General features: G+C 68.0%; 23 protein-coding genes and 1 tRNA gene. 18 read left to right on the top strand and 6 right to left on the bottom strand.

Annotated elements, in window-relative coordinates:
* Positions 1–118: 118 nt before the first annotated feature.
* From AC5Y5E_RS23810 to AC5Y5E_RS23795, 4 genes are all read left to right on the top strand, one after another.
* Positions 119–535: a WhiB family transcriptional regulator gene (locus AC5Y5E_RS23810; RefSeq protein ID WP_499905487.1), complete on the top strand. Its 417-nt coding sequence runs from the start codon at positions 119–121 to the stop codon at positions 533–535.
* Between the two features lie 71 nt (positions 536–606).
* A complete protein-coding gene (locus tag AC5Y5E_RS23805) occupies positions 607–1,989 on the top strand; it encodes an acyl-CoA dehydrogenase family protein (protein WP_499905486.1) in 1,383 nt (460 codons plus the stop codon).
* Positions 1,990–2,017: 28 nt separating this feature from the next.
* Positions 2,018–2,989 (top strand): pirin family protein, encoded by a 972-nt coding sequence (locus tag AC5Y5E_RS23800; RefSeq protein WP_499905484.1) that lies wholly within the window; start codon positions 2,018–2,020, stop codon positions 2,987–2,989.
* On the top strand, positions 2,986–3,303 hold the full coding sequence (locus tag AC5Y5E_RS23795) for a GNAT family N-acetyltransferase (protein WP_499905483.1): 318 nt from the start codon (positions 2,986–2,988) through the stop codon (positions 3,301–3,303). Before AC5Y5E_RS23800 ends, AC5Y5E_RS23795 begins: the two co-directional genes overlap by 4 nt.
* Here the strand turns inward: AC5Y5E_RS23795 and AC5Y5E_RS23790 are convergent.
* Positions 3,300–3,569 carry a YdeI/OmpD-associated family protein gene (locus AC5Y5E_RS23790; RefSeq protein ID WP_499905482.1) on the bottom strand — a complete coding sequence of 90 codons (270 nt, stop codon included), beginning with the start codon at positions 3,567–3,569 and terminating at the stop codon, positions 3,300–3,302. The two genes, AC5Y5E_RS23795 and AC5Y5E_RS23790, sit on opposite strands and share 4 nt — an antisense overlap.
* 38 nt (positions 3,570–3,607) lie before the next feature.
* On the opposite strand from AC5Y5E_RS23790, the gene AC5Y5E_RS23785 reads away from it, so the two are divergent.
* Both AC5Y5E_RS23785 and AC5Y5E_RS23780 read left to right on the top strand, forming a co-directional pair.
* Complete coding sequence (locus AC5Y5E_RS23785; RefSeq protein ID WP_499905480.1) at positions 3,608–3,961, top strand: VOC family protein; 354 nt, start codon at positions 3,608–3,610, stop codon at positions 3,959–3,961.
* A gap of 18 nt (positions 3,962–3,979) precedes the next feature.
* Positions 3,980–4,468, top strand: a complete 489-nt coding sequence (locus AC5Y5E_RS23780) for a glutathione peroxidase (protein WP_499905478.1) — start codon at positions 3,980–3,982, stop codon at positions 4,466–4,468.
* Positions 4,469–4,534: 66 nt separating this feature from the next.
* Here AC5Y5E_RS23780 and AC5Y5E_RS23775 read toward each other — a convergent pair.
* Positions 4,535–4,620 (bottom strand) — tRNA-Leu (locus AC5Y5E_RS23775).
* A 253-nt stretch (positions 4,621–4,873) separates the two neighbouring features.
* Here AC5Y5E_RS23775 and AC5Y5E_RS23770 point away from each other — a divergent pair.
* The 7 genes from AC5Y5E_RS23770 to pknB all read left to right on the top strand — a co-directional run bounded on the left by AC5Y5E_RS23770 (position 4,874) and on the right by pknB (position 14,759).
* Positions 4,874–6,592, top strand: a complete 1,719-nt coding sequence (locus tag AC5Y5E_RS23770) for an FHA domain-containing protein (RefSeq protein ID WP_499905476.1) — start codon at positions 4,874–4,876, stop codon at positions 6,590–6,592.
* 126 nt (positions 6,593–6,718) lie between these two features.
* The gene (locus tag AC5Y5E_RS23765) at positions 6,719–7,186 is read left to right on the top strand and encodes an FHA domain-containing protein FhaB/FipA (RefSeq protein ID WP_067007303.1); all 468 of its coding nucleotides are present in this window, start codon (positions 6,719–6,721) and stop codon (positions 7,184–7,186) included.
* The gene (locus tag AC5Y5E_RS23760) at positions 7,183–8,691 is read left to right on the top strand and encodes a PP2C family protein-serine/threonine phosphatase (RefSeq protein ID WP_499905474.1); all 1,509 of its coding nucleotides are present in this window, start codon (positions 7,183–7,185) and stop codon (positions 8,689–8,691) included. The genes AC5Y5E_RS23765 and AC5Y5E_RS23760 overlap by 4 nt, the downstream gene beginning before the upstream one ends.
* Positions 8,688–10,097 carry an FtsW/RodA/SpoVE family cell cycle protein gene (locus AC5Y5E_RS23755; protein ID WP_499905472.1) on the top strand — a complete coding sequence of 470 codons (1,410 nt, stop codon included), beginning with the start codon at positions 8,688–8,690 and terminating at the stop codon, positions 10,095–10,097. Before AC5Y5E_RS23760 ends, AC5Y5E_RS23755 begins: the two co-directional genes overlap by 4 nt.
* Positions 10,094–11,569, top strand: coding sequence for a D,D-transpeptidase PbpA (pbpA, locus tag AC5Y5E_RS23750; protein WP_499905471.1), 1,476 nt, complete (start codon positions 10,094–10,096; stop codon positions 11,567–11,569). The genes AC5Y5E_RS23755 and pbpA overlap by 4 nt, the downstream gene beginning before the upstream one ends.
* The gene (locus AC5Y5E_RS23745; protein ID WP_499905469.1) at positions 11,566–12,888 is read left to right on the top strand and encodes a serine/threonine-protein kinase; all 1,323 of its coding nucleotides are present in this window, start codon (positions 11,566–11,568) and stop codon (positions 12,886–12,888) included. Before pbpA ends, AC5Y5E_RS23745 begins: the two co-directional genes overlap by 4 nt.
* Positions 12,885–14,759, top strand: coding sequence for a Stk1 family PASTA domain-containing Ser/Thr kinase (gene pknB / locus AC5Y5E_RS23740; protein WP_499905468.1), 1,875 nt, complete (start codon positions 12,885–12,887; stop codon positions 14,757–14,759). The genes AC5Y5E_RS23745 and pknB overlap by 4 nt, the downstream gene beginning before the upstream one ends.
* Here pknB and AC5Y5E_RS23735 read toward each other — a convergent pair.
* Together AC5Y5E_RS23735 and AC5Y5E_RS23730 are read right to left on the bottom strand one after the other, a co-directional pair.
* Entirely contained in the window at positions 14,737–15,435 is a 699-nt protein-coding gene (locus AC5Y5E_RS23735) for an aminodeoxychorismate/anthranilate synthase component II (RefSeq protein WP_499905467.1), read from the bottom strand. The two genes, pknB and AC5Y5E_RS23735, sit on opposite strands and share 23 nt — an antisense overlap.
* A 21-nt stretch (positions 15,436–15,456) precedes the next feature.
* Positions 15,457–16,200 carry a DUF881 domain-containing protein gene (locus tag AC5Y5E_RS23730; RefSeq protein ID WP_499905465.1) on the bottom strand — a complete coding sequence of 248 codons (744 nt, stop codon included), beginning with the start codon at positions 16,198–16,200 and terminating at the stop codon, positions 15,457–15,459.
* Between the two features lie 121 nt (positions 16,201–16,321).
* Between AC5Y5E_RS23730 and crgA the strand changes: the two genes are divergently transcribed.
* Together crgA and AC5Y5E_RS23720 are read left to right on the top strand one after the other, a co-directional pair.
* A complete protein-coding gene (gene crgA / locus AC5Y5E_RS23725) occupies positions 16,322–16,603 on the top strand; it encodes a cell division protein CrgA (RefSeq protein ID WP_066917062.1) in 282 nt (93 codons plus the stop codon).
* 155 nt (positions 16,604–16,758) lie between these two features.
* Complete coding sequence (locus AC5Y5E_RS23720; RefSeq protein WP_499905463.1) at positions 16,759–17,184, top strand: PH domain-containing protein; 426 nt, start codon at positions 16,759–16,761, stop codon at positions 17,182–17,184.
* Positions 17,185–17,197: 13 nt separating this feature from the next.
* Here AC5Y5E_RS23720 and AC5Y5E_RS23715 read toward each other — a convergent pair whose 3' ends face one another.
* Positions 17,198–17,746: a peptidylprolyl isomerase gene (locus AC5Y5E_RS23715; RefSeq protein ID WP_066941158.1), complete on the bottom strand. Its 549-nt coding sequence runs from the start codon at positions 17,744–17,746 to the stop codon at positions 17,198–17,200.
* 84 nt (positions 17,747–17,830) lie between these two features.
* On the opposite strand from AC5Y5E_RS23715, the gene cwsA reads away from it, so the two are divergent.
* Positions 17,831–18,262: a cell wall synthesis protein CwsA gene (cwsA, locus tag AC5Y5E_RS23710; protein WP_499905462.1), complete on the top strand. Its 432-nt coding sequence runs from the start codon at positions 17,831–17,833 to the stop codon at positions 18,260–18,262.
* On the opposite strand, the gene AC5Y5E_RS23705 is transcribed toward cwsA, so the two are convergent.
* On the bottom strand, positions 18,263–19,477 hold the full coding sequence (locus AC5Y5E_RS23705; protein WP_499905460.1) for a cytochrome P450: 1,215 nt from the start codon (positions 19,475–19,477) through the stop codon (positions 18,263–18,265). It abuts the gene before it with no gap.
* A 195-nt stretch (positions 19,478–19,672) separates the two neighbouring features.
* On the opposite strand from AC5Y5E_RS23705, the gene AC5Y5E_RS23700 reads away from it, so the two are divergent.
* Entirely contained in the window at positions 19,673–20,242 is a 570-nt protein-coding gene (locus AC5Y5E_RS23700; RefSeq protein WP_499905458.1) for a TetR/AcrR family transcriptional regulator, read from the top strand.
* Positions 20,223–20,441 carry a hypothetical protein gene (locus AC5Y5E_RS23695; RefSeq protein ID WP_499905457.1) on the top strand — a complete coding sequence of 73 codons (219 nt, stop codon included), beginning with the start codon at positions 20,223–20,225 and terminating at the stop codon, positions 20,439–20,441. Before AC5Y5E_RS23700 ends, AC5Y5E_RS23695 begins: the two co-directional genes overlap by 20 nt.
* The last annotated feature ends 17 nt before the right edge of the window (positions 20,442–20,458 follow it).

Below are 20,458 nucleotides of genomic sequence, written 5' to 3'. Positions count from 1 at the left end.
ACACATGGCACCCGACGGTTCAGCGTATATACGTTTTTGTCACGTTTCTCTTGCGCAGGCCGCCCGAACGTGTATACGCTTTTGCCTACGTTTCATTACTGACCCAAGGAGACCGGCCATGGGACACCCCTGCGCAGCCAACCCGGAATTGTGGTTCGGCTACCCCGACGACGACGGTGGTGACGGCGCGGCAAAGGCGCGCGCCTACGAGCGCTCCGCGACCGAGGCGAGGATCCAGTGCCTGCGCCGCTGCCCGCTGGCCCAGCAACGCCGCTGCGCCCAGCACGCCATCGCGCACCGCGAGGAGTACGGCGTCTGGGCCGGCGTCAAGCTGCCCGGCGGCCAGTACCGCAAGCGCGAACAGCTCGCCCGGGCGCACGATGTCCTGCGCCGGATCGCCGCCGGCGAAATCAACTCGCGGCAGCTGCCCGAGAACGCGGCCCTGCTCGCGCGTCACGAGCACGATGCGATGCCCGCCGCGGCGGTGGTGTTGCACCTGCCGATCGCGCAAGTGGGACCCCGTTCGGCCGCGTGACAGTTTGCTGACGCCGCCGACGGGGTAGTCGGGCTTGGCACGACCGAGTCTGCCGACCCGAAGGCGGATCCATGACATTCGACCTGACACCGACCGCCGCACAACACGATCTGGCCCGGCGCACCCACGAGTTCGCCGAGGAAGTCATCCGCCCGGTGGCGCTCCACTACGACCAGCGCCAGGAGTTTCCGTGGCCGGTGCTGGAGGAGGCGGCCCAGCGCGGTTTCTACAGCCCGCTGTTCTACCGCGACCTGATCGGTGACCCGACGGGCATCTCACTGCCAATGTTCATGGAGGAGCTCTTTTGGGGCTGCGCCGGAATCGGTTTGGCGATCGTCATGCCGGCGCTGGCGCTGTCGGCGATCGGCCAGGCCGCGTCTCCCGAGCAGATGCTGGAGTGGGCGCCCGAGTGCTTCGGCACGCCGGGCGACATCAAGCTCGCCGCCTTGGCGATTTCCGAACCCGAGGGCGGCAGCGACGTGCGCAACCTGCGCACCCGGGCGCGCCGCGACGGTGACGACTGGATCATCGACGGCCACAAGATGTGGATCGGCAACGGCGGCATCGCGAACGTGCACGTGGTGAACGCCGTCGTCGACGAGGAACTCGGGCATCGCGGGCAGGCGCTGTTCGTCGTTCCGGGCGGGACGCCGGGGCTGAAGTTGGTGCGAAAACTCGACAAGCTGGGCTGCCGGGCGTCCCACACCGCCGAGCTGCTGTTCGAAGGCGTGCGCGTGCCGGGAGCCAATTTGCTTGGGGGAGAAGAGAAGCTGGAACACAAGCTCGCCAAGGCCCGCGCGGTGGTGGCCGGCGGAAAACAGTCCGGCTCGGCGACGCTGGGCACCTTCGAGCAGACCCGCCCGATGGTGGCCGCGCAGGCGATCGGGATCGCCCGCGCCGCATTGGAGTACGCGACCGCATACGCCACCGAGCGCGAAGCTTTCGGCGGCCCGATCATAGACAACCAGGGCATCGCCTTTCCGCTGGCGGAACTGGCCACCCAGATCGACGCCGCCCGGCTGCTGACCTGGCGCGCCTCCTGGATGGCGGTCAACGGGGTGCCCTTCGAGCGCGGCGAGGGCTCGATGTCGAAACTCGCCGCCAGCGAGGTCGCCGTCAAGGCCACCGAACGCGCGATCCAGACGATGGGCGGCTGGGGCTACATCACCGACCACCCGGTGGAAAAGTGGTATCGGGATGCCAAGCTGTACACCATCTTCGAGGGCACCAGCGAGATTCAGCGGATGGTCATCTCCAACGCGCTGGGCGCCGCCGTGGGCAGCCCGCCGCTGCATGTGGTGATCGAACCGACCGGGGGACCGCTGAACCGGATCTTCGGCCGCGGCACCCCGCTGCGATCACGCGCAGCCGAGACCGCGCTGTCCATGCAGGATCGCGTCCCCGAACCCGTCATGCGGCTGGCCATGAAGGTGCTGCGGCCGCCGGGCCGGTGAGGCCCCCAATGGGCGTAGCGTCGGGCCGGTGAGCAACCTCGAGACCGCACCCGCCGAAGTCGCCTGCGGCGCCTCACGGGTGCTCGGCGCCGAGCTGCTGTCTCCGCGCGAGGTTCCGCTGGGCGGGCCGAGAGGGATCCCGGTGCACCGCACGCTGCCGCAACGACAACGCTCGCTGATCGGGGCGTGGTGTTTCATCGACCACTACGGCCCGGTGCGCGCACGCATGGACGTCCCGCCGCACCCGCACACCGGATTGCAAACCGTCAGTTGGTTATTCAGCGGGAAAGTGCAGCACCGCGACAGCGCCGGCGTGCATGCCGTGGTCCGGCCCGGCGAGCTGAATCTGATGACGGCGGGCGCGGGCATTTGCCATTCCGAGGTGTCGATCGATTCGAACGCCGCATTGCACGGGGTGCAGCTGTGGGTGGCGCTCCCGGGATCGGACCGCGACACCGGCCGCGATTTCGCGCACTATGCGCCCGCGCCCGTGGCGCTGCCCGGCGCGACGGCACGCGTCTTTCTCGGGGAGCTGGCCGGTGGCCGGTCGCCCGTGCACACGTTCAGCCCACTCGTCGGCGCACAGATCGATCTGCGGCCCGGCGCGGAACTGGACATCGACGTCGACCCGGCGTTCGAACTCGGCGTGCTGTGCGATCTCGGGCCCGTCGCGATGGGCGAGACCACCCTGGCCGTCGCCGACCTCGGGTACCAAGGCGCGGGCAATTCGTCGTTGCGGCTACGCAATCCGGGCGACCGGCCGGCGCGGGTGATGCTGCTGGGCGGGACGCCGTTCACCGAAGAGATCGTGATGTGGTGGAACTTCGTCGGGCGCAGTCACGACGACATCGTGGGCTACCGCCGGCTCTGGCAGGACGCCGACGACCGGTTCGGCGCCGTCACCGGCTACCGCGGTTCGGTCGCCCGACTGCCGGCCCCGCCGCTGCCGAGCGCTCGGTTGCGGCCCAGACCGATACCGCAAGGAAAGGAGAACACATGACCGCCGACAAGACCGGCGCACCAACCACCGTCACCGCCGAGGAGGGTCGGTACACCATTGCCGTCGACGGCGAGACCGTCGGCCTGGCCGACTTCGCCGACCGCGGCGATCAGCGCGTCTTTCACCACACCGAGATCGACCCCGCATACGGCGGGCGCGGCCTGGCGACCATCCTCGTCGAGGAAGCGCTGCGGGGCGCGCGGGCCGACGGCAAGCGCATAGTCCCGGTGTGTTCCATGGTCGTCACGGTGCTCAAGAAGCATCCCGAATACGACGACATCACCGATCCCGTCACGCCCGACGTGCGGGGTTAGGCGCGGCCGGTCCGCTCCCGGTGCTTGCAGCCGGGCCAGCAGCACGGCCGGCGCATCCCGTCCTCCAGTTCCTCCTGGGTTCTGCGAATGCGGCGCTTGCGGGTCGCCTCCTGTTTGGCGTCCTCGACCCAGCAGATGAACTCGTTGCGCGCCAACGGGGTGATGTCCTTCCAGGCCGCCAGCGCGGTGGCGTTGGCGCTCAGCGCCGCACGCAGGTCTGCCGGCAGCGTGTGCACCACGCCGCCCGGTACTCGCTTGCTGCTCACGGGGCTAGGGTAAGGCGACCCGGCAACAGGAGGCACCCATGAGCGATCACGAAGTGCGGATGATCGTCTTGTCGACCGACGACCTTGACGAATCGATTCGGTTCTACAGCGAGACCCTGGGGATGCCGGTCAAGTTCCGCGACGGAGCCCACTTCGCCGCCCTGGACGGCGGGGCCGTCACCCTGGCGCTGGCAACCGCCGTCGACCATCCCATCCCCGGGCAGGTGGTCGTCGGCATCAAGACCGCCGACGTCGACGCCGCGGCGAAGGCCGTCGAGGCCAGCGGCGGCGGCATCGTGAGGGGCCCGTATGACGACGCCCACGAGCGGCGCGCCGTGGTCTACGACAACAAGGGCAACGGCCTGGTCTTCTACAGCCCGCTGGCCCGCTGAGGTGTTAGCGTCGTCGGCGTGACCCTCAACGACATCGCCCTGACGACGCTCGACGGCAAGCCCACCACCCTGGCCGAATTGTCCGGCGGCGCAACGCTAATCGTGAACGTAGCCTCCAAGTGTGGGCTGACTCCGCAGTACACCGCGTTGGAGAAGCTGGCCCGGGACTACCGCGGCCGTGGCCTGACCGTGGTCGGCGTCCCGTGCAACCAATTCATGGGCCAGGAGCCGGGCAGCGCCGAAGAGATCCAGGAGTTCTGCTCGACGACGTACGGGGTGACCTTCCCCCTGCTCGCCAAGACCGACGTCAACGGCGAGGACCGCCATCCGCTGTACGCCGAGCTGACCAAGGCCGTCGATTCCGACGGCTCGGCGGGCGACATTCAGTGGAACTTCGAGAAGTTTCTCCTCGCCCCCGATGGCGAGGTCGTCAATCGGTTCCGTCCCCGCACGGAACCCGACGCGCCCGAGGTGCTCGACGCCATCGAGGCCGTGCTGTCGCGCTAGTCGGCGCCGACCAAAACGCAAAGGTCACGCCCTCTTTCGAGTTCGTGACCTTTCTCTAACCACTCTTGGTGGGCGAAGGGGGACTTGAACCCCCACGTCCCGAAGGACACTGGCACCTGAAGCCAGCGCGTCTGCCATTCCGCCACTCGCCCGGGAAATCAACCGATGGACCATATCACTTTAATAGCCGTGCGCCCCAATCGCCGCCGCGGTCCCGGGCCGTCGTTCCCATCTGCCGACCGCCCCGCCACACGGCTCTGAGCTGGACGTATTCGATTCTCAGAATTCCCACGGTGCCGCGGCCTGCCGGTGTCCCGATACCATGCGGGGGTGATACAACACGCGGGCGGCCCGTTTGCCTCGCGCCCGCGACACACCACGACAGCAGCGGGCGAGCGCTGAAACATGAGTAGCCAACGGGGGCTCGTGCAACGCATCGAGCGCAAGCTCGAGGCGACCGTGGACAACGCGTTCGCCCGCGTGTTCGGCGGATCGATCGTCCCGCAAGAGGTTGAAGCGCTACTGCGCCGGGAAGCCGAGGGCGGTGTCCGCGCGCTTCAGGGCGATCGTCTTTTGGCCCCCAACGAATACATCATTACCCTCGGTATGCACGACTTTGCGAAGGTCGGCGCCGACCGGAATCCCACGTCGAGCGCTTTCGCGAGGTACTTGGCCGACTATATCTATGAACAGGGGTGGCAAACGTATGGTGATGTGGTCGTCCGGTTCGAGCAGTCGTCGAGCCTGCATACCGGTCAGTACCGCACCCGCGGTGCTGTCAATCCTGATGTCGAGCCCCGCCCGACCGTCAACCATCCGCCCCGGCCACAATCAATTCACGCGTTCGGCGCAGAACGAGGAGTAGCAGCAATGACTGACAATTCGAGCTACCGCGGTGGTCAGGGGCAGGGGCGGCCCGGCGACGAGTACTACGACGACCGCTATGGGCGCCCGCAGGACGAGCAGCGCGGCCCGGAGCCGCAGGGCGGACCCGACCCGCGTGGTGGCTATCCACCCGAGCAGGGTGGCTACCCGCCGCAGGGCGGCTACCCGCCGCCCCGCCCGCCGGAGCAGGGCGGCTACCCCCCACCGGGCGGCTACCAAGACCAGCGCGGCGGCTACCCCGAGCAAGCCGGCTATCCGGAGCAGGGCGGCTACCCGCCACCAGGTGGCTACCCCGAGCAGGGCGGCTACCAAGAACAGCGCGGTGGCTACCACCCCGAGCAGGGCGGCTACCCGCCACCAGGTGGCTACCCCGAGCAGGGCGGCTACCAAGGACAGGCCGGCTACCCCGACCAAGGGCAGGGCGGCGGCTACCCGCCGTCGTACGAGCAGCGTCCGCCCGCCCCCGGCGGCGGCTACGGCGGGCAAGGCTACGACCAGGGCTACCGCCAGGGTGGCGGCTACGGCCCACCCGGCGGCGGCCAGCCCGGCGGTGGCCAGCAGGGCTACGGCGGTGGGTACGGCGAATACGGTCGCGGCCCGGCTCGTCCGGAGGAGGGCGGCTATGCGCCGCCGGCCCCGCAGGGCGCGCCCGAGCAACAGCGGCCGGCCTATCCCGACCAGGGCGGCGGATACGAGCAGGGCTACCAGCAGGGTGGGGGATACGGCGGTCAGCAGGAGTACGGCGCGGGCGACTACACCCAATACGCCGAGAGCGTCCCGGGCGGTGGCTATGCCCCGCAGGGCGGCGGATACCCCGAGACGCAACACCGCGACTACGAGTACGGCCAGGCCCCGGAGTACGGCCAGCCGGCCGACTACGGCGCGGCGGACTACGGGCAGCCGGCGGGCGCGGGCTACGGCGGTTACGGCCAGGGCGGCTATGGGGCCGCCGGCACGGCCGTGACCCTGCAGCTCGACGACGGCAGCGGCCGGACCTACCAGCTGCGCGAGGGCTCCAACATCATCGGCCGCGGCCAGGACGCCCAGTTCCGGTTGCCGGACACCGGGGTGTCGCGGCGCCACCTGGAGATCCGCTGGGACGGGCAGGTCGCGCTCCTGTCCGACCTCAACTCGACGAACGGCACCACCGTCAACAACGCGCCGGTACAGGAGTGGCAGCTGGCCGACGGCGACGTCATCCGTCTGGGCCACTCGGAGATCATCGTTCGCATCCACTAGACGCACCGGGCTCAAAGCTGCGTGCTTCGCCCCCCGGCGACGGCCGCCCAAGTATCGTGACGTTGCTGATGTGCTCGGTGTCACGGGCGCGACGGGGGTGCGGCGCCAGGACGGAAAGGACGCCAGATGCAGGGACTAGTACTGCAGCTGACGCGCGCCGGATTTTTAATGTTGTTATGGGTATTCATCTGGTCCGTGTTGCGGATCCTGCGGACCGACATCTACGCGCCCACGGGGGCTGTCATGGTGCGTCGCGGTTTGGCGTTGCGCGGCACCCTGTTGCCCGCACGCCAGCGCCGCACCGCCGCACGCTATCTGGTGGTAACCGAGGGGGCCTTGATGGGGGCTCGTATCACTCTGAGCGGGCAGCCGGTGTTGATCGGCCGCGCTGACGACTCCACCCTGGTGCTCACCGACGACTACGCCTCGACGCGGCATGCCCGGCTGTCTCAGCGCGGCTCCGAATGGTACGTAGAGGATCTAGGATCGACCAACGGCACTTACCTTGACAGGGCGAAGGTGACGACTGCGGTAAGGGTTCCCATCGGAACGCCGATTCGGATCGGCAAAACGGCGATTGAGTTGCGCCCGTGAGCCTGGTCCTGCGATATGCCGCCCGCAGCGACCGCGGCCTGGTACGCGCCAACAATGAAGATTCTGTCTACGCCGGCGCCCGGCTGCTGGCCCTGGCCGACGGGATGGGCGGTCACGCGGCCGGTGAGGTGGCCTCGCAGCTGGTGATCGCCGCGCTGGCCCACCTCGACGACGACGAGCCCGGCGGCGACCTGCTGGCCAAGCTCGACTCCGCGGTGCGATCGGGCAATGCGGCGATCGCCGCGCAGGTCGAGATGGAACCCGACCTCGAGGGGATGGGCACCACACTTACCGCAATTCTGTTTGACGGCAACCGGATTGGGCTGGTGCACATCGGCGACTCGCGTGGCTACTTGCTGCGCGACGGAGAGCTGGTCCAGATCACCAAGGACGACACGTTCGTGCAAACCCTGGTCGACGAGGGGCGCATCACCCGGGAAGAGGCCCACAGCCACCCCCAGCGATCGCTGATCATGCGGGCGCTGACGGGCCACGAGGTCGAGCCCACGCTGACCATGCGCGAGGCGCGCGCCGGCGATCGCTACCTGCTGTGCTCCGACGGACTGTCCGACCCGGTCAGCGACGAGACCATCCACGAGGCGCTGCAGATCCCCGACGTTGCCGAAAGTGCTTACCGCCTGATCGAATTGGCGCTGCGAGGCGGCGGACCGGACAACGTCACCGTGGTGGTCGCCGACGTCGTCGACTACGACTACGGGCAAACCCAACCGATTCTGGCCGGCGCGGTATCCGGTGACGACGACCAGCTGACCACCCTGCCCAACACCTCCGCCGGGCGCGCGTCGGCCATCAGGCCGCGCGACGAGGTCGCCAAACGCGTTCCGGCACAGGAGGAACCGGCGCGGCGCCAGCGATGGTCACGACGACGGATGGCCATCGTCGTCACGCTTATGGTGCTGCTGATCCTTGCGGGCCTGGGCATCGGCCGGGCCATCATCCGCAGCAACTATTACGTCGCCGAATACAACGGCATGGTGTCGATCCTGCGGGGCATCCAAGGATCGCTGCTGGGCATGTCCCTGCACGAGCCCTATTTGATCGGCTGTCTCAACGCCCGCAACGAGTTGTCGTTGATCAGTTTCGGTCAGAGCGGCGGTCATTTGGACTGCCGCCTCATGCAACTGCAGGATTTGCGCCCGCCGGAACGCGCGCAGGTTCAGGCCGGGTTGCCGGCCGGAACCCTGGACAACGCCATCGGACAGTTGCGTGAGTTGTCTGCCGGCTCCCTGCTACCACCCTGCCCGCCACCCCGCGCCACCTCGCCGCCGGGACCGCAGGCCCCGACGACCACGGGCACCACCACAGAGCCGAATCCCACTGCGCCCCCTACCACTTCGAGCGGCACCCCGCCCACCGGCACCACCTCGACCAGCGTCCCCGCTAACACCGCGCCCGCGACCACGTCGCCCACCACTTCCCAGACGGTGACCGCGCTCCCGCCGCCTCCACCTAAGCCGGGCATCGACTGCCGGGCGGTGGCATGACCACACAACAACTCCAGCCGGTCGCGGTCACCCCTCCGCTGCCCACTCGGCGCAACGCCGAACTGCTGTTGTTGTGCTTCGCCGGGCTGATCACAGTTGCCGCGCTGCTCATCGTCCAGGCAAACCAGGATCGCGACCTGCACTGGAACCTGGTGACTTACGGGCTCATCTTCCTGGTCATGTTCGGCAGCGCGCACTTGGCCATCCGTCGCTTCGCCCCCTACACCGACCCGCTGCTGCTCCCAATTGTGGCGCTGCTCAACGGGCTTGGCCTGGTGATGATTCACCGGCTAGACCTCGTCAACAACGAGTTGAGCGGGCGCCGACACCCCAGCGCCACCCAACAGCTGCTATGGACCGTGGTCGGGGTGGCAGCCTTCGCTTTGGTGATCACGTTCTTGAAGGACCATCGGCAGCTCGCCCGCTACGGCTACATCTGCGGAGCGGCGGGCCTGATCTTCTTGGCGATTCCCGCGGTGCTACCGTCGTCCCTATCCGAACAGAACGGCGCCAAGATCTGGATTCGCTTGCCCGGCTTCTCAATTCAGCCAGCCGAGTTTTCCAAAATCCTGCTGCTGATCTTCTTCTCGGCGGTGCTGATCGCCAAGCGGGGTCTGTTCACCAGCGTCGGCAAGCATTTCATGGGCCTGACCCTTCCCCGGCCACGCGACCTCGCGCCGCTGTTGGCGGCCTGGGTGATCTCGATCGGGGTGATGGTTTTCGAAAAAGACCTCGGCACTTCGCTATTGCTCTACGCGTCGTTTCTGGTGGTGGTCTATCTCGCGACCCAGCGCCTCAGTTGGGTCGTCATCGGACTGGTGCTCTTCGGCGCGGCGAGCGTTGTCGCGTACTTCCTGTTCGCGCACGTCCGCGTCCGGGTCCAGATGTGGTGGGACCCGTTCTCCGATCCCGACGGCAGCGGTTATCAGCTCGTGCAGGCGATGTTCAGCTTTGCCACCGGGGGCATCTTCGGCACCGGGCTGGGTAACGGCCAACCCGACACGGTGCCGGCGGCGTCGACGGACTTCATCATGGCCGCTTTCGGCGAGGAGCTCGGACTGGTGGGCCTGGCGGCCCTGCTGATGCTGTACACGATCGTCATCGTCCGCGGCCTGCGCACCGCGATCGCGACGCGCGAAAGCTTCGGCAAGCTGCTGGCCGCGGGTTTGGCGTCGACGCTGGCCATCCAGCTGTTCATCGTCGTCGGCGGCGTGACGCGGCTGATTCCGCTGACCGGGCTGACCACACCGTGGATGTCCTACGGCGGGTCCTCACTGTTGGCGAACTACATCCTGCTGGCGATCCTGGCACGCATCTCGCACAGCGCCAGACGACCCCTGCGTACCCGCGCCCGCAACACGTCGCCGATCGCGGCGGCCGGCACCGAGGTGATTGAGCGGGTATGAACGCCTCTCTCCGCCGGATCTCGGTGACCGTGATGGCGTTGGTCGTGCTGCTGCTGCTCAACGCCACGATGACGCAGGTCTTCGCCGCCGACGGGCTGCGTGCCGACCCGCGCAACCAGCGAGTGCTGCTCGACGAGTATTCGCGGCAACGCGGCCAGATCATCGCGGGCAGCCAGCTGCTGGCGTACTCCGTGGCCACCGACAGCCGCTTCCGTTTCCTGCGGGTGTATCCCGACCCCGCGGTGTACGCGCCCGTCACCGGCTTCTACTCGCTGCGCTACTCCAGCACGGGCCTGGAACGAACCGAGGATCCGGTGCTGAACGGGTCCGACGAGCGGCTGTTCGGGCGCCGGTTGGCCGACTTCTTCACCGGTCGCGACCCGCGGGGCGGCAGCGTCGACACCACCATCGTTCCGCGGGTCCAACAAGCGGGTTGGGATGCCATGCAGCAGGGCTGCGGCGGGCCGTGCAAGGGCGCCGTCGTCGCGCTGGAGCCGTCCACCGGCAAAATTCTGGCCATGGTGTCGTCGCCGTCCTATGACCCCAACCAGCTGGCGTCGCACGATTCCCGGGTGCAATCGCAGGCGTGGCAGCGGCTTCGTGACGACCCCGACAATCCGATGACCAATCGCGCCATCGCTGAGACCTACCCGCCCGGTTCGACGTTCAAGGTCGTCACCACCGCGGCGGCGCTGCAGGCCGGCGCGACGGAAACCGAGCAGCTGACTGCGGCGTCGTCCATTCCGCTGCCCGGCAGCACCGCCACCTTGGAGAACTACGGCGGCACCCCGTGCGGCAACGAGCCGACCGTGTCGCTCAGCCAGGCGTTCGCGCTGTCCTGCAACACCGCGTTCGTCCAGCTGGGCATCCTCACCGGGGCCGATGCGCTGCGCAGCATGGCGCACTCCTTCGGGCTGGACGCCACGCCCAGCGTCATCCCGCTTCAGGTCGCCGAATCCACCATCGGCATCATTCCCGACGCCGCCGCGCTCGGAATGTCCAGCATCGGCCAGAAGGACGTCGCGCTCACCCCCCTCGAGAACGCACAGGTCGCCGCGACCATCGCGAACGGCGGGGTGACGATGCAGCCCTACCTGATCGATAGCCTCAAGGGACCGGACCTTTCCAACATCAGCACCACCGCGCCGTATCAACAGCGCCGCGCGGTGTCGCCGCAGGTCGCCGCTAAGCTAACAGAGCTGATGGTCGGCGCCGAGAAGGTCGCACAGCAGAAAGGGGCGATTCCCGGCGTGCAGATTGCATCCAAGACGGGTACCGCTGAGCATGGCACCGACCCGCGTAACACTCCGCCGCACGCGTGGTACATCGCGTTCGCGCCCGCGAAGACGCCGAAGGTTGCCGTGGCGGTGCTGGTGGAGAACGGCGGCGACCGCCTGTCCGCGACCGGGGGCGCGCTCGCCGCACCGATCGGCCGGGCGGTGATCGAGGCCGCGCTACAGGGAGGACCATGAGCCCGCGAGTTGGTGTGACGCTGTCTGGCCGGTACCGCCTGCAGCGCCTCATCGCCACCGGTGGCATGGGCCAGGTGTGGGAGGCGGTCGACAGCCGGCTGGGCCGGCGCGTCGCGGTCAAGGTACTCAAGCAGGAGTTCTCCCAGGACCCCGAGTTCATCGAACGGTTCCGCGCCGAGGCGCGCACCACGGCGATGCTGAATCACCCCGGAATCGCCCAGGTCCACGACTATGGCGAGAGCCAGCTGGACGGAGAGGGCCGCACCGCCTACCTGGTGATGGAGCTGGTCAACGGGGAGCCGCTGAACTCGGTTCTCAAACGCACCGGACGGCTGTCGTTACGGCACGCGCTCGACATGCTCGAGCAGACCGGCCGCGCCCTTCAGGTCGCGCACGCCGCCGGCCTGGTGCACCGCGACGTCAAGCCGGGCAACATCTTGATCACCCCTACCGGCCAGGTGAAGATCACAGACTTCGGTATCGCCAAGGCGGTCGACGCGGCCCCCGTGACCCAGACCGGGATGGTGATGGGCACCGCCCAATACATCGCGCCCGAGCAGGCGCTGGGCCACGACGCGACCCCCGCCAGCGACGTCTACTCGCTGGGAGTCGTTGGCTACGAGGTGGTTTCGGGCAAGCGCCCGTTCACCGGCGACGGCGCGCTGACGGTGGCGATGAAGCACATCAAGGAGCCTCCGCCGCCGCTGCCCGCCGAGCTGCCGCCCAACGTGCGGGAACTCATCGAGATCACCCTCGTCAAGAACCCCCAGATGCGCTATCGCAGCGGGGGACCGTTCGCCGACGCCGTCGCCGCCGTCCGGGCCGGTCGCCGTCCGCCGCGGCCGAGCCAGTCACCGCCCCCCGGCCGCGCCTCGCCGGCCGCCATTCCGTCCAGCCCGCACACCCGCTCCGCCGCCGTCGGACCCAGCCGCGCCGCGGCGCCCCGTCGCTCCGGGCCGTCGACCGGGCGTTCACGGCCCCCGGCGCGGCGCACGTTCTCGTCGGGTCAGCGCGCGCTGCTGTGGGCCGCCGGCGTGCTGGGGGCGCTGGCCATCTTGATCGCGGTGATCATCGTCATCAACTCCCGCACCGAAAACCAGCAGCCGGCGCCCCCGACGGTCACCGACACCGGAACGCCACCGGCGACGGCGCCCCCGGCGAGCAAGACGCCCAGCGGATCCGCGCCGCGTCTACGCCTGGATTGGACGGATCCCCGGACCATAGGTAATTCTGGACTTCAGAGCAGGCCGCATGGACATGACTGGGTTCCCCCCTCTGGACCCAGCACATTGCCGGCCCTTGATGAGACACCACAATGACCACCCCGCAGCACCTGTCCGACCGTTATGAGCTCGGCGAGATCCTCGGTTTCGGGGGCATGTCTGAAGTTCATCTGGCCCGCGACGTCCGTTTGCACCGCGACGTCGCGGTGAAGGTGCTGCGCGCCGATCTGGCCCGTGATCCCAGTTTCTACCTGCGCTTCCGGCGTGAGGCGCAAAACGCCGCGGCGCTGAACCACCCGTCCATCGTCGCGGTGTACGACACCGGTGAGGCGGAAACACCCACCGGCCCGCTGCCCTACATCGTGATGGAGTACGTCGACGGCGTCACCCTGCGCGACATCGTGCACACCGACGGCCCGCTGCCGCCCCGGCGCGCCATCGAGATCATCGCCGACGCCTGCCAGGCGCTGAACTTCAGCCACCAGAACGGCATCATCCACCGCGACGTCAAGCCGGCGAACATCATGATCAGCAGCACCAACGCGGTGAAGGTGATGGACTTCGGCATCGCGCGTGCCATCGCCGACAGCGGCAACAGCGTCACCCAGACCGCGGCCGTGATCGGGACTGCCCAATATCTGTCACCCGAACAGGCCCGCGGGGAGTCCGTCGACGCCCGCTCGGATGTCTATTCGCTGGGCTGCGTCCTCTACGAAATCCTCACCGGCGAAGCGCCTTTCACGGGTGACTCACCCGTCGCGGTCGCCTACCAGCATGTCCGCGAGGATCCGGTGCCGCCGTCGAAGCGGCACGAGGGCATCTCCGCCGACCTCGACGCCGTCGTGCTCAAGGCGCTGGCCAAGAACCCGGAGAACCGTTACCAGACCGCGGCCGAGATGCGCGCCGACCTGGTACGGGTGCACAACGGTGAGCCACCCGAGGCGCCCAAGGTGCTCACCGACGCCGAGCGCAGTTCGTTCCTGTCCTCGACGGGCCCCGGTCACGGGCCGCGCACCGACCCGCTGCCGCGCCAGGCCCTCGACGACACCGACCGCGATCGCGGCGGTTCCATCGGCCGCTGGGTCGTCGCGGTCGCCGTGCTGGCGGTGCTGACCATCGTCGTGGTCATCGCCTTCAACACGTTCGGTGGCAGCACCCGTGATGTCCAGGTGCCCGACATGCGCGGGCAGGTGTCCGCCGATGCCATTGCCGCACTGCAAAACCGGGGCTTCAAGACGCGCACCCTGCAGAAGCCCGACTCGACGGTTCCGCCCGACCACGTCATCGGCACCGACCCCGCCGCCAACGCGTCGGTGAGCGCCGGCGACGAGATCACCATCAACGTGTCCACCGGCCCCGAGCAGCGCGAGGTCCCCGACGTCTCCTCGCTGAGCTACGGCGACGCGGTCAGCAAGCTGAAGTCCGCCGGATTCAGCAAGTTCAAGCAGGCGAACTCCCCGTCGACCCCCGAGCTGCTGGGCAAGGTCATCGGGACCAACCCGCCGGCCAACCAGACATCGGCGATCACCAACGTGATCACCGTCATCGTCGGCTCCGGACCGGAGAACAAGCAGGTCCCCGACGTCGCCGGCCAGACGGTTGACGTCGCGCAGAAGAACCTGACGGTCTATGGCTTCACGAAAGTCACCCAGGCGCAGGTGGACAGCCCCCGGCCCGCCGGTGAGGTGATCGGCACGAATCCGCCCAAGGGCCAGATGGTTCCGGTGGACTCGATCATCGAGATTCAGGTGTCCAAGGGCAACCAGTTCGTGATGCCCGACCTGACCGGCATGTTCTGGACGGACGCCGAACCGCGGTTGCGCGCGCTGGGCTGGACAGGGGGGCTGGACAAGGGGCCCGACGTCGACGCCGGCGGGTCCCAGTCGCACCGGGTCGTCTACCAGAACCCGCCGGCCGGGGCCGGGTGCAATCGGGACGGGATCATCACGCTGAAGTTCGGCCAGTAGCCGCCGGCGGGTTGTTCTCCGCGTCCGGGAAATAGGGCCGGACCGCGGCCCGGACCTCGTTTTCCAGGCGGCGCACCAGCATGTCGTCGTGCGTCCAGCCGCAGTAGCCAAGCCAGTTCGCCAGCATGCGGTGCCCGCCCTCGGTGAGGATCGACTCCGGATGGAACTGGACACCGTGGATCGGCAACTCGGTGTGGCGCACGCCCATGATCACGCCGCTGCGGGTGCGGGCCGTCACCTCCAGCACCGCGGGCAGCGATTCGGGCAGGATCGTCAGCGAGTGGTACCGGGTCGCCGTGAACGGATCCGGAAGCCCCCGCAGCACACCAACATTGGTGTGAAATACGCTGCTCGTCTTGCCGTGCAACAACTCCGGCGCGCGGTCCACGGTGGCACCGAACGCGACGCCGATCGCCTGATGTCCGAGGCAGACCCCCAGCAGCGGGGTGCGCTGCTGGGCGCACGCGCGAACCAGGCCGATCGACGCGCCCGCGCGTTCCGGGGTGCCCGGTCCCGGGCTGAGCAGCACGCCGTCGAACTGCGCCGCGACGGCCGTCTGGTCGGAGAGGCGGGCGTCGTCGTTGCGCCAGACGTCGGCCTCGACGCCAAGCTGGCCGAGGTACTGCACCAGGTTGAACACGAAGCTGTCGTAGTTGTCGACGACCAGGATCCGCATCGTGTCAGGGTACCGTCCGGTTCAGTAGCCCACCGGGCCCGCCGGCTGCGCGAAGTGCGTCCGGACCGGTTCGGAATGGCCGGCAATCCGCACGTCGGGCTTGACCTCTTCGCGATAGCCGAGGCCGAACCGGACCACGTACTGCTTGTAGAGGATGACCAGGGGAGCGGCGGCCAGGGCGGCCTGCATGGCCGACGCGTCGCCGATCGCGGTGATCGTGTAGGGCGGGCTGTAGGTGCGGCCGTTGAGTAGCAGCGTGTTACCCACGCAGCGCGGCACCGAGGTCGCAATGATCCGCTGGTCTTGCATCTGGATCGCCTCCGCGCCGGCGCTCCATAACGCGTTCAGGACGGCCTGGATGTCCTGCTGGTGCACGACCAGATCGTCGGGTGATGCATCGCGGGGGAAGCGGCCGTTGGCGTCGCGCTGTGCGTCCTGGAGGGTCACGACCAGACCCGGCCCGTGCACCGGGTCCAGCCCCGCCTCGCCGGCCAGCTCCGCGGAGCGTCGCAGCATCGCCTTGAGCGCGGTGTCCGTCGACCGGCCGTGAGCGGAGTCGATCTTGTTGGCCAGCTCGTCGCGCTGGGCCCGGAGCCGATCGACCGACGACTGCGCCTCGCGCACCAGGTCGACCAGGCGCGGTGCATCGCTGCGGCGGATCTCGGCGCCGCCGGACACCCCGTGCGTGGCGGCGAGCAGCAACCCGGCCAGCACGCACACCAGCGGGACCCCAAAGCGCCATGGTGAGCGGCGCGTGTCAATCATCGAGTCTCCATTTCCTGGTCCCCGTGCCAGGTGAGTTAGTCTCGTAGCCGAGCTATGCGTGCAGCTGCCATCGTTATCGTCGCATCCCGTCCCGTTGTTCAGGTAATGCCGAGGTATTCAAATGCCCAAGTCGAAGGTCCGTAAGAAGAACGACTTCACCGTCAGCGCGGTCAGCCGCACACCGGTGAAAGTGAAGGTCGGACCGTCCAGCGTGTGGTTCGTTTGTCTGTTTGTCGGCCTCATGTTGATCGGGCTGGTCTGGCTGATGGTGTTCCAATTGGCCGCCGTCGGAAGCCAGGCGCCGGCCGCTCTGAATTGGATGGCGCAACTCGGCCCGTGGAACTACGCTATCGCGTTCGCTTTCATGATCACCGGGTTGTTGCTCACGATGCGCTGGCACTGACCAACCCCGCCGAGGTAATGAATTCATCTTGGGGTGTTTCTGTAACTGGCTCAGCAACGTCGAGAGCAACCAATCACACGCGTGTGATTTATCCCCACTGTTGATAGCGCTTGTGGATAAGCGCGTTGGCAGTGGTGGGAGGGGTTAGGCGGCCCATGCAGCAAACAGAATGGGCGCCGCCCGCGGCCGGAATCGCAGGTTGCGGGGCCGTCGGGGTTTTGATGGCTACCGCTTGTGTGACCCTAGTCACAGACCCGCCCGGCCGCATTCTGACCGGGATTGCCGCGGCGGGGTTGATCTTGTTTGCGGGCATGACGTGGCATGCGCGCCCGAAGCTGGCAATTACCCCGGCCGGCCTGGCGCTGCGCGGCTGGTTCCGGACGCAGGTATTGCGGCACTCCGACATCAAGATCATCCGGATCACCGAGTTCCGCCGTCACGCGCGCACCGTGCGGCTGCTCGAGGTCGAAACGGTCAACGGCGGACTGGTGATCTTGAACCGCTGGGACCTCGGGACCGACCCGTTGAAGGTGCTCGACGCGCTGACGGACGCCGGCTACGCGGGTGGTAGTCGGCGCTGAGCGGGCGCTGCCCTTAGGAGATCGTTATCGACTCGATGACGACGGCCTCGGTCGGGCGGTCGTTGCCGTCGGTGGCGGTCGTCGCGATCGCGTCGACCACCTTTTGCGAATCGGGGTCGGTCACTTCGCCGAAGATCGTGTGGCGCCGGTTCAAGTGCGGCGTCTGGGCGACGGTGATGAAGAATTGCGATCCGTTGGTGCCCGGGCCCGCGTTCGCCATCGCCAACAGGTATGGCTTGTCGAACTGCAGCTCGGGGTGGAACTCGTCGGCGAACTTGTAGCCCGGACCGCCGCGTCCGGTACCGGTCGGGTCGCCGCCCTGGATCATGAAGCCCCTGATCACCCTGTGAAAGACCGCGCCGTCGTAAAACGGGCCCGACGGGCCACCCGAGGCGTTCTGGGTGGAGTACTCCTTGGTGCCCTGCGCCAGGCCGACGAAGTTGGCGACGGTCTTGGGCGCGTGGTTTCCGAACAGGGCAACCTTGATGTCTCCGCGGTTGGTGTGCAGCGTTGCGGTGGCGGTCTGAATGGGGCTGTTAGTCACGGGGCTAGAGTCTGCCATTACGCGCGGCCTCGCACGCACCCGGTACCGAGCCCGGGTGCGCACATATAGGGCCGGGCGCACCAGCGGACAGAAGGGCGGCAGATGAGCGCGAAGACGGAAACCCGGCTGACCCCGCGGGAGCGATTGGCCCGCGGGCTGACCTACTCGGCGGTGGGACCGGTCGATGTCACCCGGGGTGTCGTCGGGCTGAGTGTCCACGGCGCGCAGTCGACCGCTTCGGGTCTTCGTCGCCGTTACCGCGAGGGTCGGCTCGCGCGCGAAATCGCCGCGGCCCAAGAGACACTCGTGCAGGAGTTGGCCGCCGCGCAGGAGGTGGTCTCCGGGTTACCCCAGGCGCTGCAGGAGGCGCGCCGAGCCCGGCGCCGCAGGCCGCGGCCTTGGGTGATCGCCGGGGCCGCCGTCGTAGTCGTGGCCGGCGGCGCGGTCGCGTTCAGCGTCGTGCGGCGCTCGATGCGTGCCGCCGAGGAGCCGTCGCCCCTGCCGCCGAGCGTCGACGTGCAGCCGCGTCCGTAATCAGCTGACGGCCAACCGCAGGCTTTTGCGGCGCCGGACCAGGATGCTGGGCAGCCAGTCGCCGACGTCGATCGCGTCGATCCAGTCGGTGCGCTCCAACAGTTTGCGCAAGACGATCTGGGCTTCGAGGCGGGCCAGTGCGGCGCCCACGCAAAAGTGCACGCCCTTGCCGAATGCCAGGTGGCCCTTGGCGCCGGCGCGATCGAGGCGGAATTCGTTCGGCGCGTCGAAGTGCGCCGGGTCGCGGTTGGCCGCTCCCCACATCAGCAGCAAATGGGAATCGGCCGGTACCTCGACCCCGGCCAGCGTGGTGTCGCGCCACACGTGCCGGTAATGGCCGCGGAACGGCGACTCGAGGCGCAACGTCTCCTCGATGAAAGCGCTTAGCAGTTCCGGCTTTTCGCGGAGCCGCCGCTGGATCGCGGGACGATCGGCGAGAATCCACGCGGCGCTGCCCAGCAGCGACGCCGTCGATTCTCCGGCGGCGCTGAAGAGCGTCATCATGATGCCCATTGCCGGTAATTGGTCGAGTTCGCCTGACGCGCAGCGCGCCGCCAGGTCGGCGATCAGGCCGAATTCACCGCTGTCGCTGGCCTTTTCGAAATGTTCCGTGACATACCCGGACAGTTCCAGCGCAGCCGCGAACGCCCCTTCGAGTTGTTCGGAGGTGACGATCCCGTCGAGCAGCGTGGTGGTGGCGTAGCCGAGTCGAATGAGTTTGTCGACGTCGTCCTCCGGCAAGCCCAGCAGCCGGGCGACCACCATCATCGGCAGCCGGTTCGCGATGGCGCTCATCCATTCGATCTGGCCGTTGTCGAGGCTCTGCTCCCACAATCGGTCGGCGGTGGCGGCGGCGAACTCCTCGATGATGCGCACCCGCTTGGCCGACAAATGCGGCAACAGGATCTTGCGATGCGCCGCGTGCACCGGATCATCGGCGGTGGCCAGCGCGTGGGCGGCGCCTCCTGCCGGCCCCATGTCGAACGGGGTAACGGTGCCGTCCTCCTGGAAAACCAGGGTGGCGGTGAGGTTTGACGAGAAGTCGTCCACGCGCTCGACCGCCTCCTGCACCGCGTCCCAGCCGCATACGGCGTAGAAGACGGACTCGCCGATGCGCTGCACCGGAGCTTCGCCACGCATGCGCTCATACAGCGAATACGGATCTTGCAGGGCCTCGGCGCCGAGGAGCTCGATCGGTTTGTCCAGGACGGGCACACGTTAAGGCTCGACGCGCCGACCTGCGCAGTCAACGGGCCAGGACGATGTTGAGGGGCGCCTGCGCCCGGCGCCGGCCGGGGCTGACCGCGCCCACCCTCCGCCAGCAGCGCATTAGTCTGAGAAATCTGCATGGAAAATTCTCACTATGAGAGAAGTATTTCTGCGGGCCGCGATGTGTTGGAGCATGGGTGGATGGCGCGCGACGACTGGTTGGTGGGACGCGATCGCCGCGGTGCGGCCACCGAACGGATTTTCGCCGCGGCCGCCGATCTCATCTCGCGCAAGGGATACGAGGGCTTCACGATCGAAGCCTTGGCGGCCAAAGTGCATTGCTCGCCAGCGACGATCTACCGGCACGCCGGGGGCAAGACGGCCATCCGCGATGCCGTCGTCGCCATCCAAGCCGCCCGCATCGTCGACGCCACGCGGGAAGCCGTCAAGGATCTTCGGGGCCCCGACCGCGTCGTGACCGCCACGATCATCGCGCTACAACGGCTGCGGTCGGATCCGCTGGCCCAGCTCATGCAGTCGATCCATGCGAACCCCGTCAGCGAATGGGTCGTCAACTCACCCACCGTCACCGGCCTCGCAGCCGAAATGCTGGGGCCCGACAACGACGACCCGCTGGCCGCGTTGGGGCTGATTCGCGTCTTCCTGGCGCTGTGGTGCTGGCCCGTCAAAGACCCGGCCGCCGAACGCGCCCTGGTGCAACGCTTCCTCGGCTCCGGAGAGGATGTAGGGCGTGACTTGGACCAGGTATGAGGGCAGGGCGCTCGCGGACGCGACCCTCAGTGGCGATGCGCTGGAGGCGGCGCTCGAAGACCATGTCCGCGTGGCGAATCCGCATCTGACCGACGTGCGCTTGGAATCCTTGCTTGCCACCGAGGACTACGACATGCGGGCAACGCCGCCGAGGCGCTGGTACCGAGTCATCTACTTGGCCGAAGGTGCGGACCTCTAGGCAGGGCTCTTGCCGCC

The sequence above is a fragment of the Mycobacterium sp. NGS54 genome, assembly GCF_059812465.1.
This window is presented reverse-complemented; position numbering and strand designations above follow the sequence as displayed.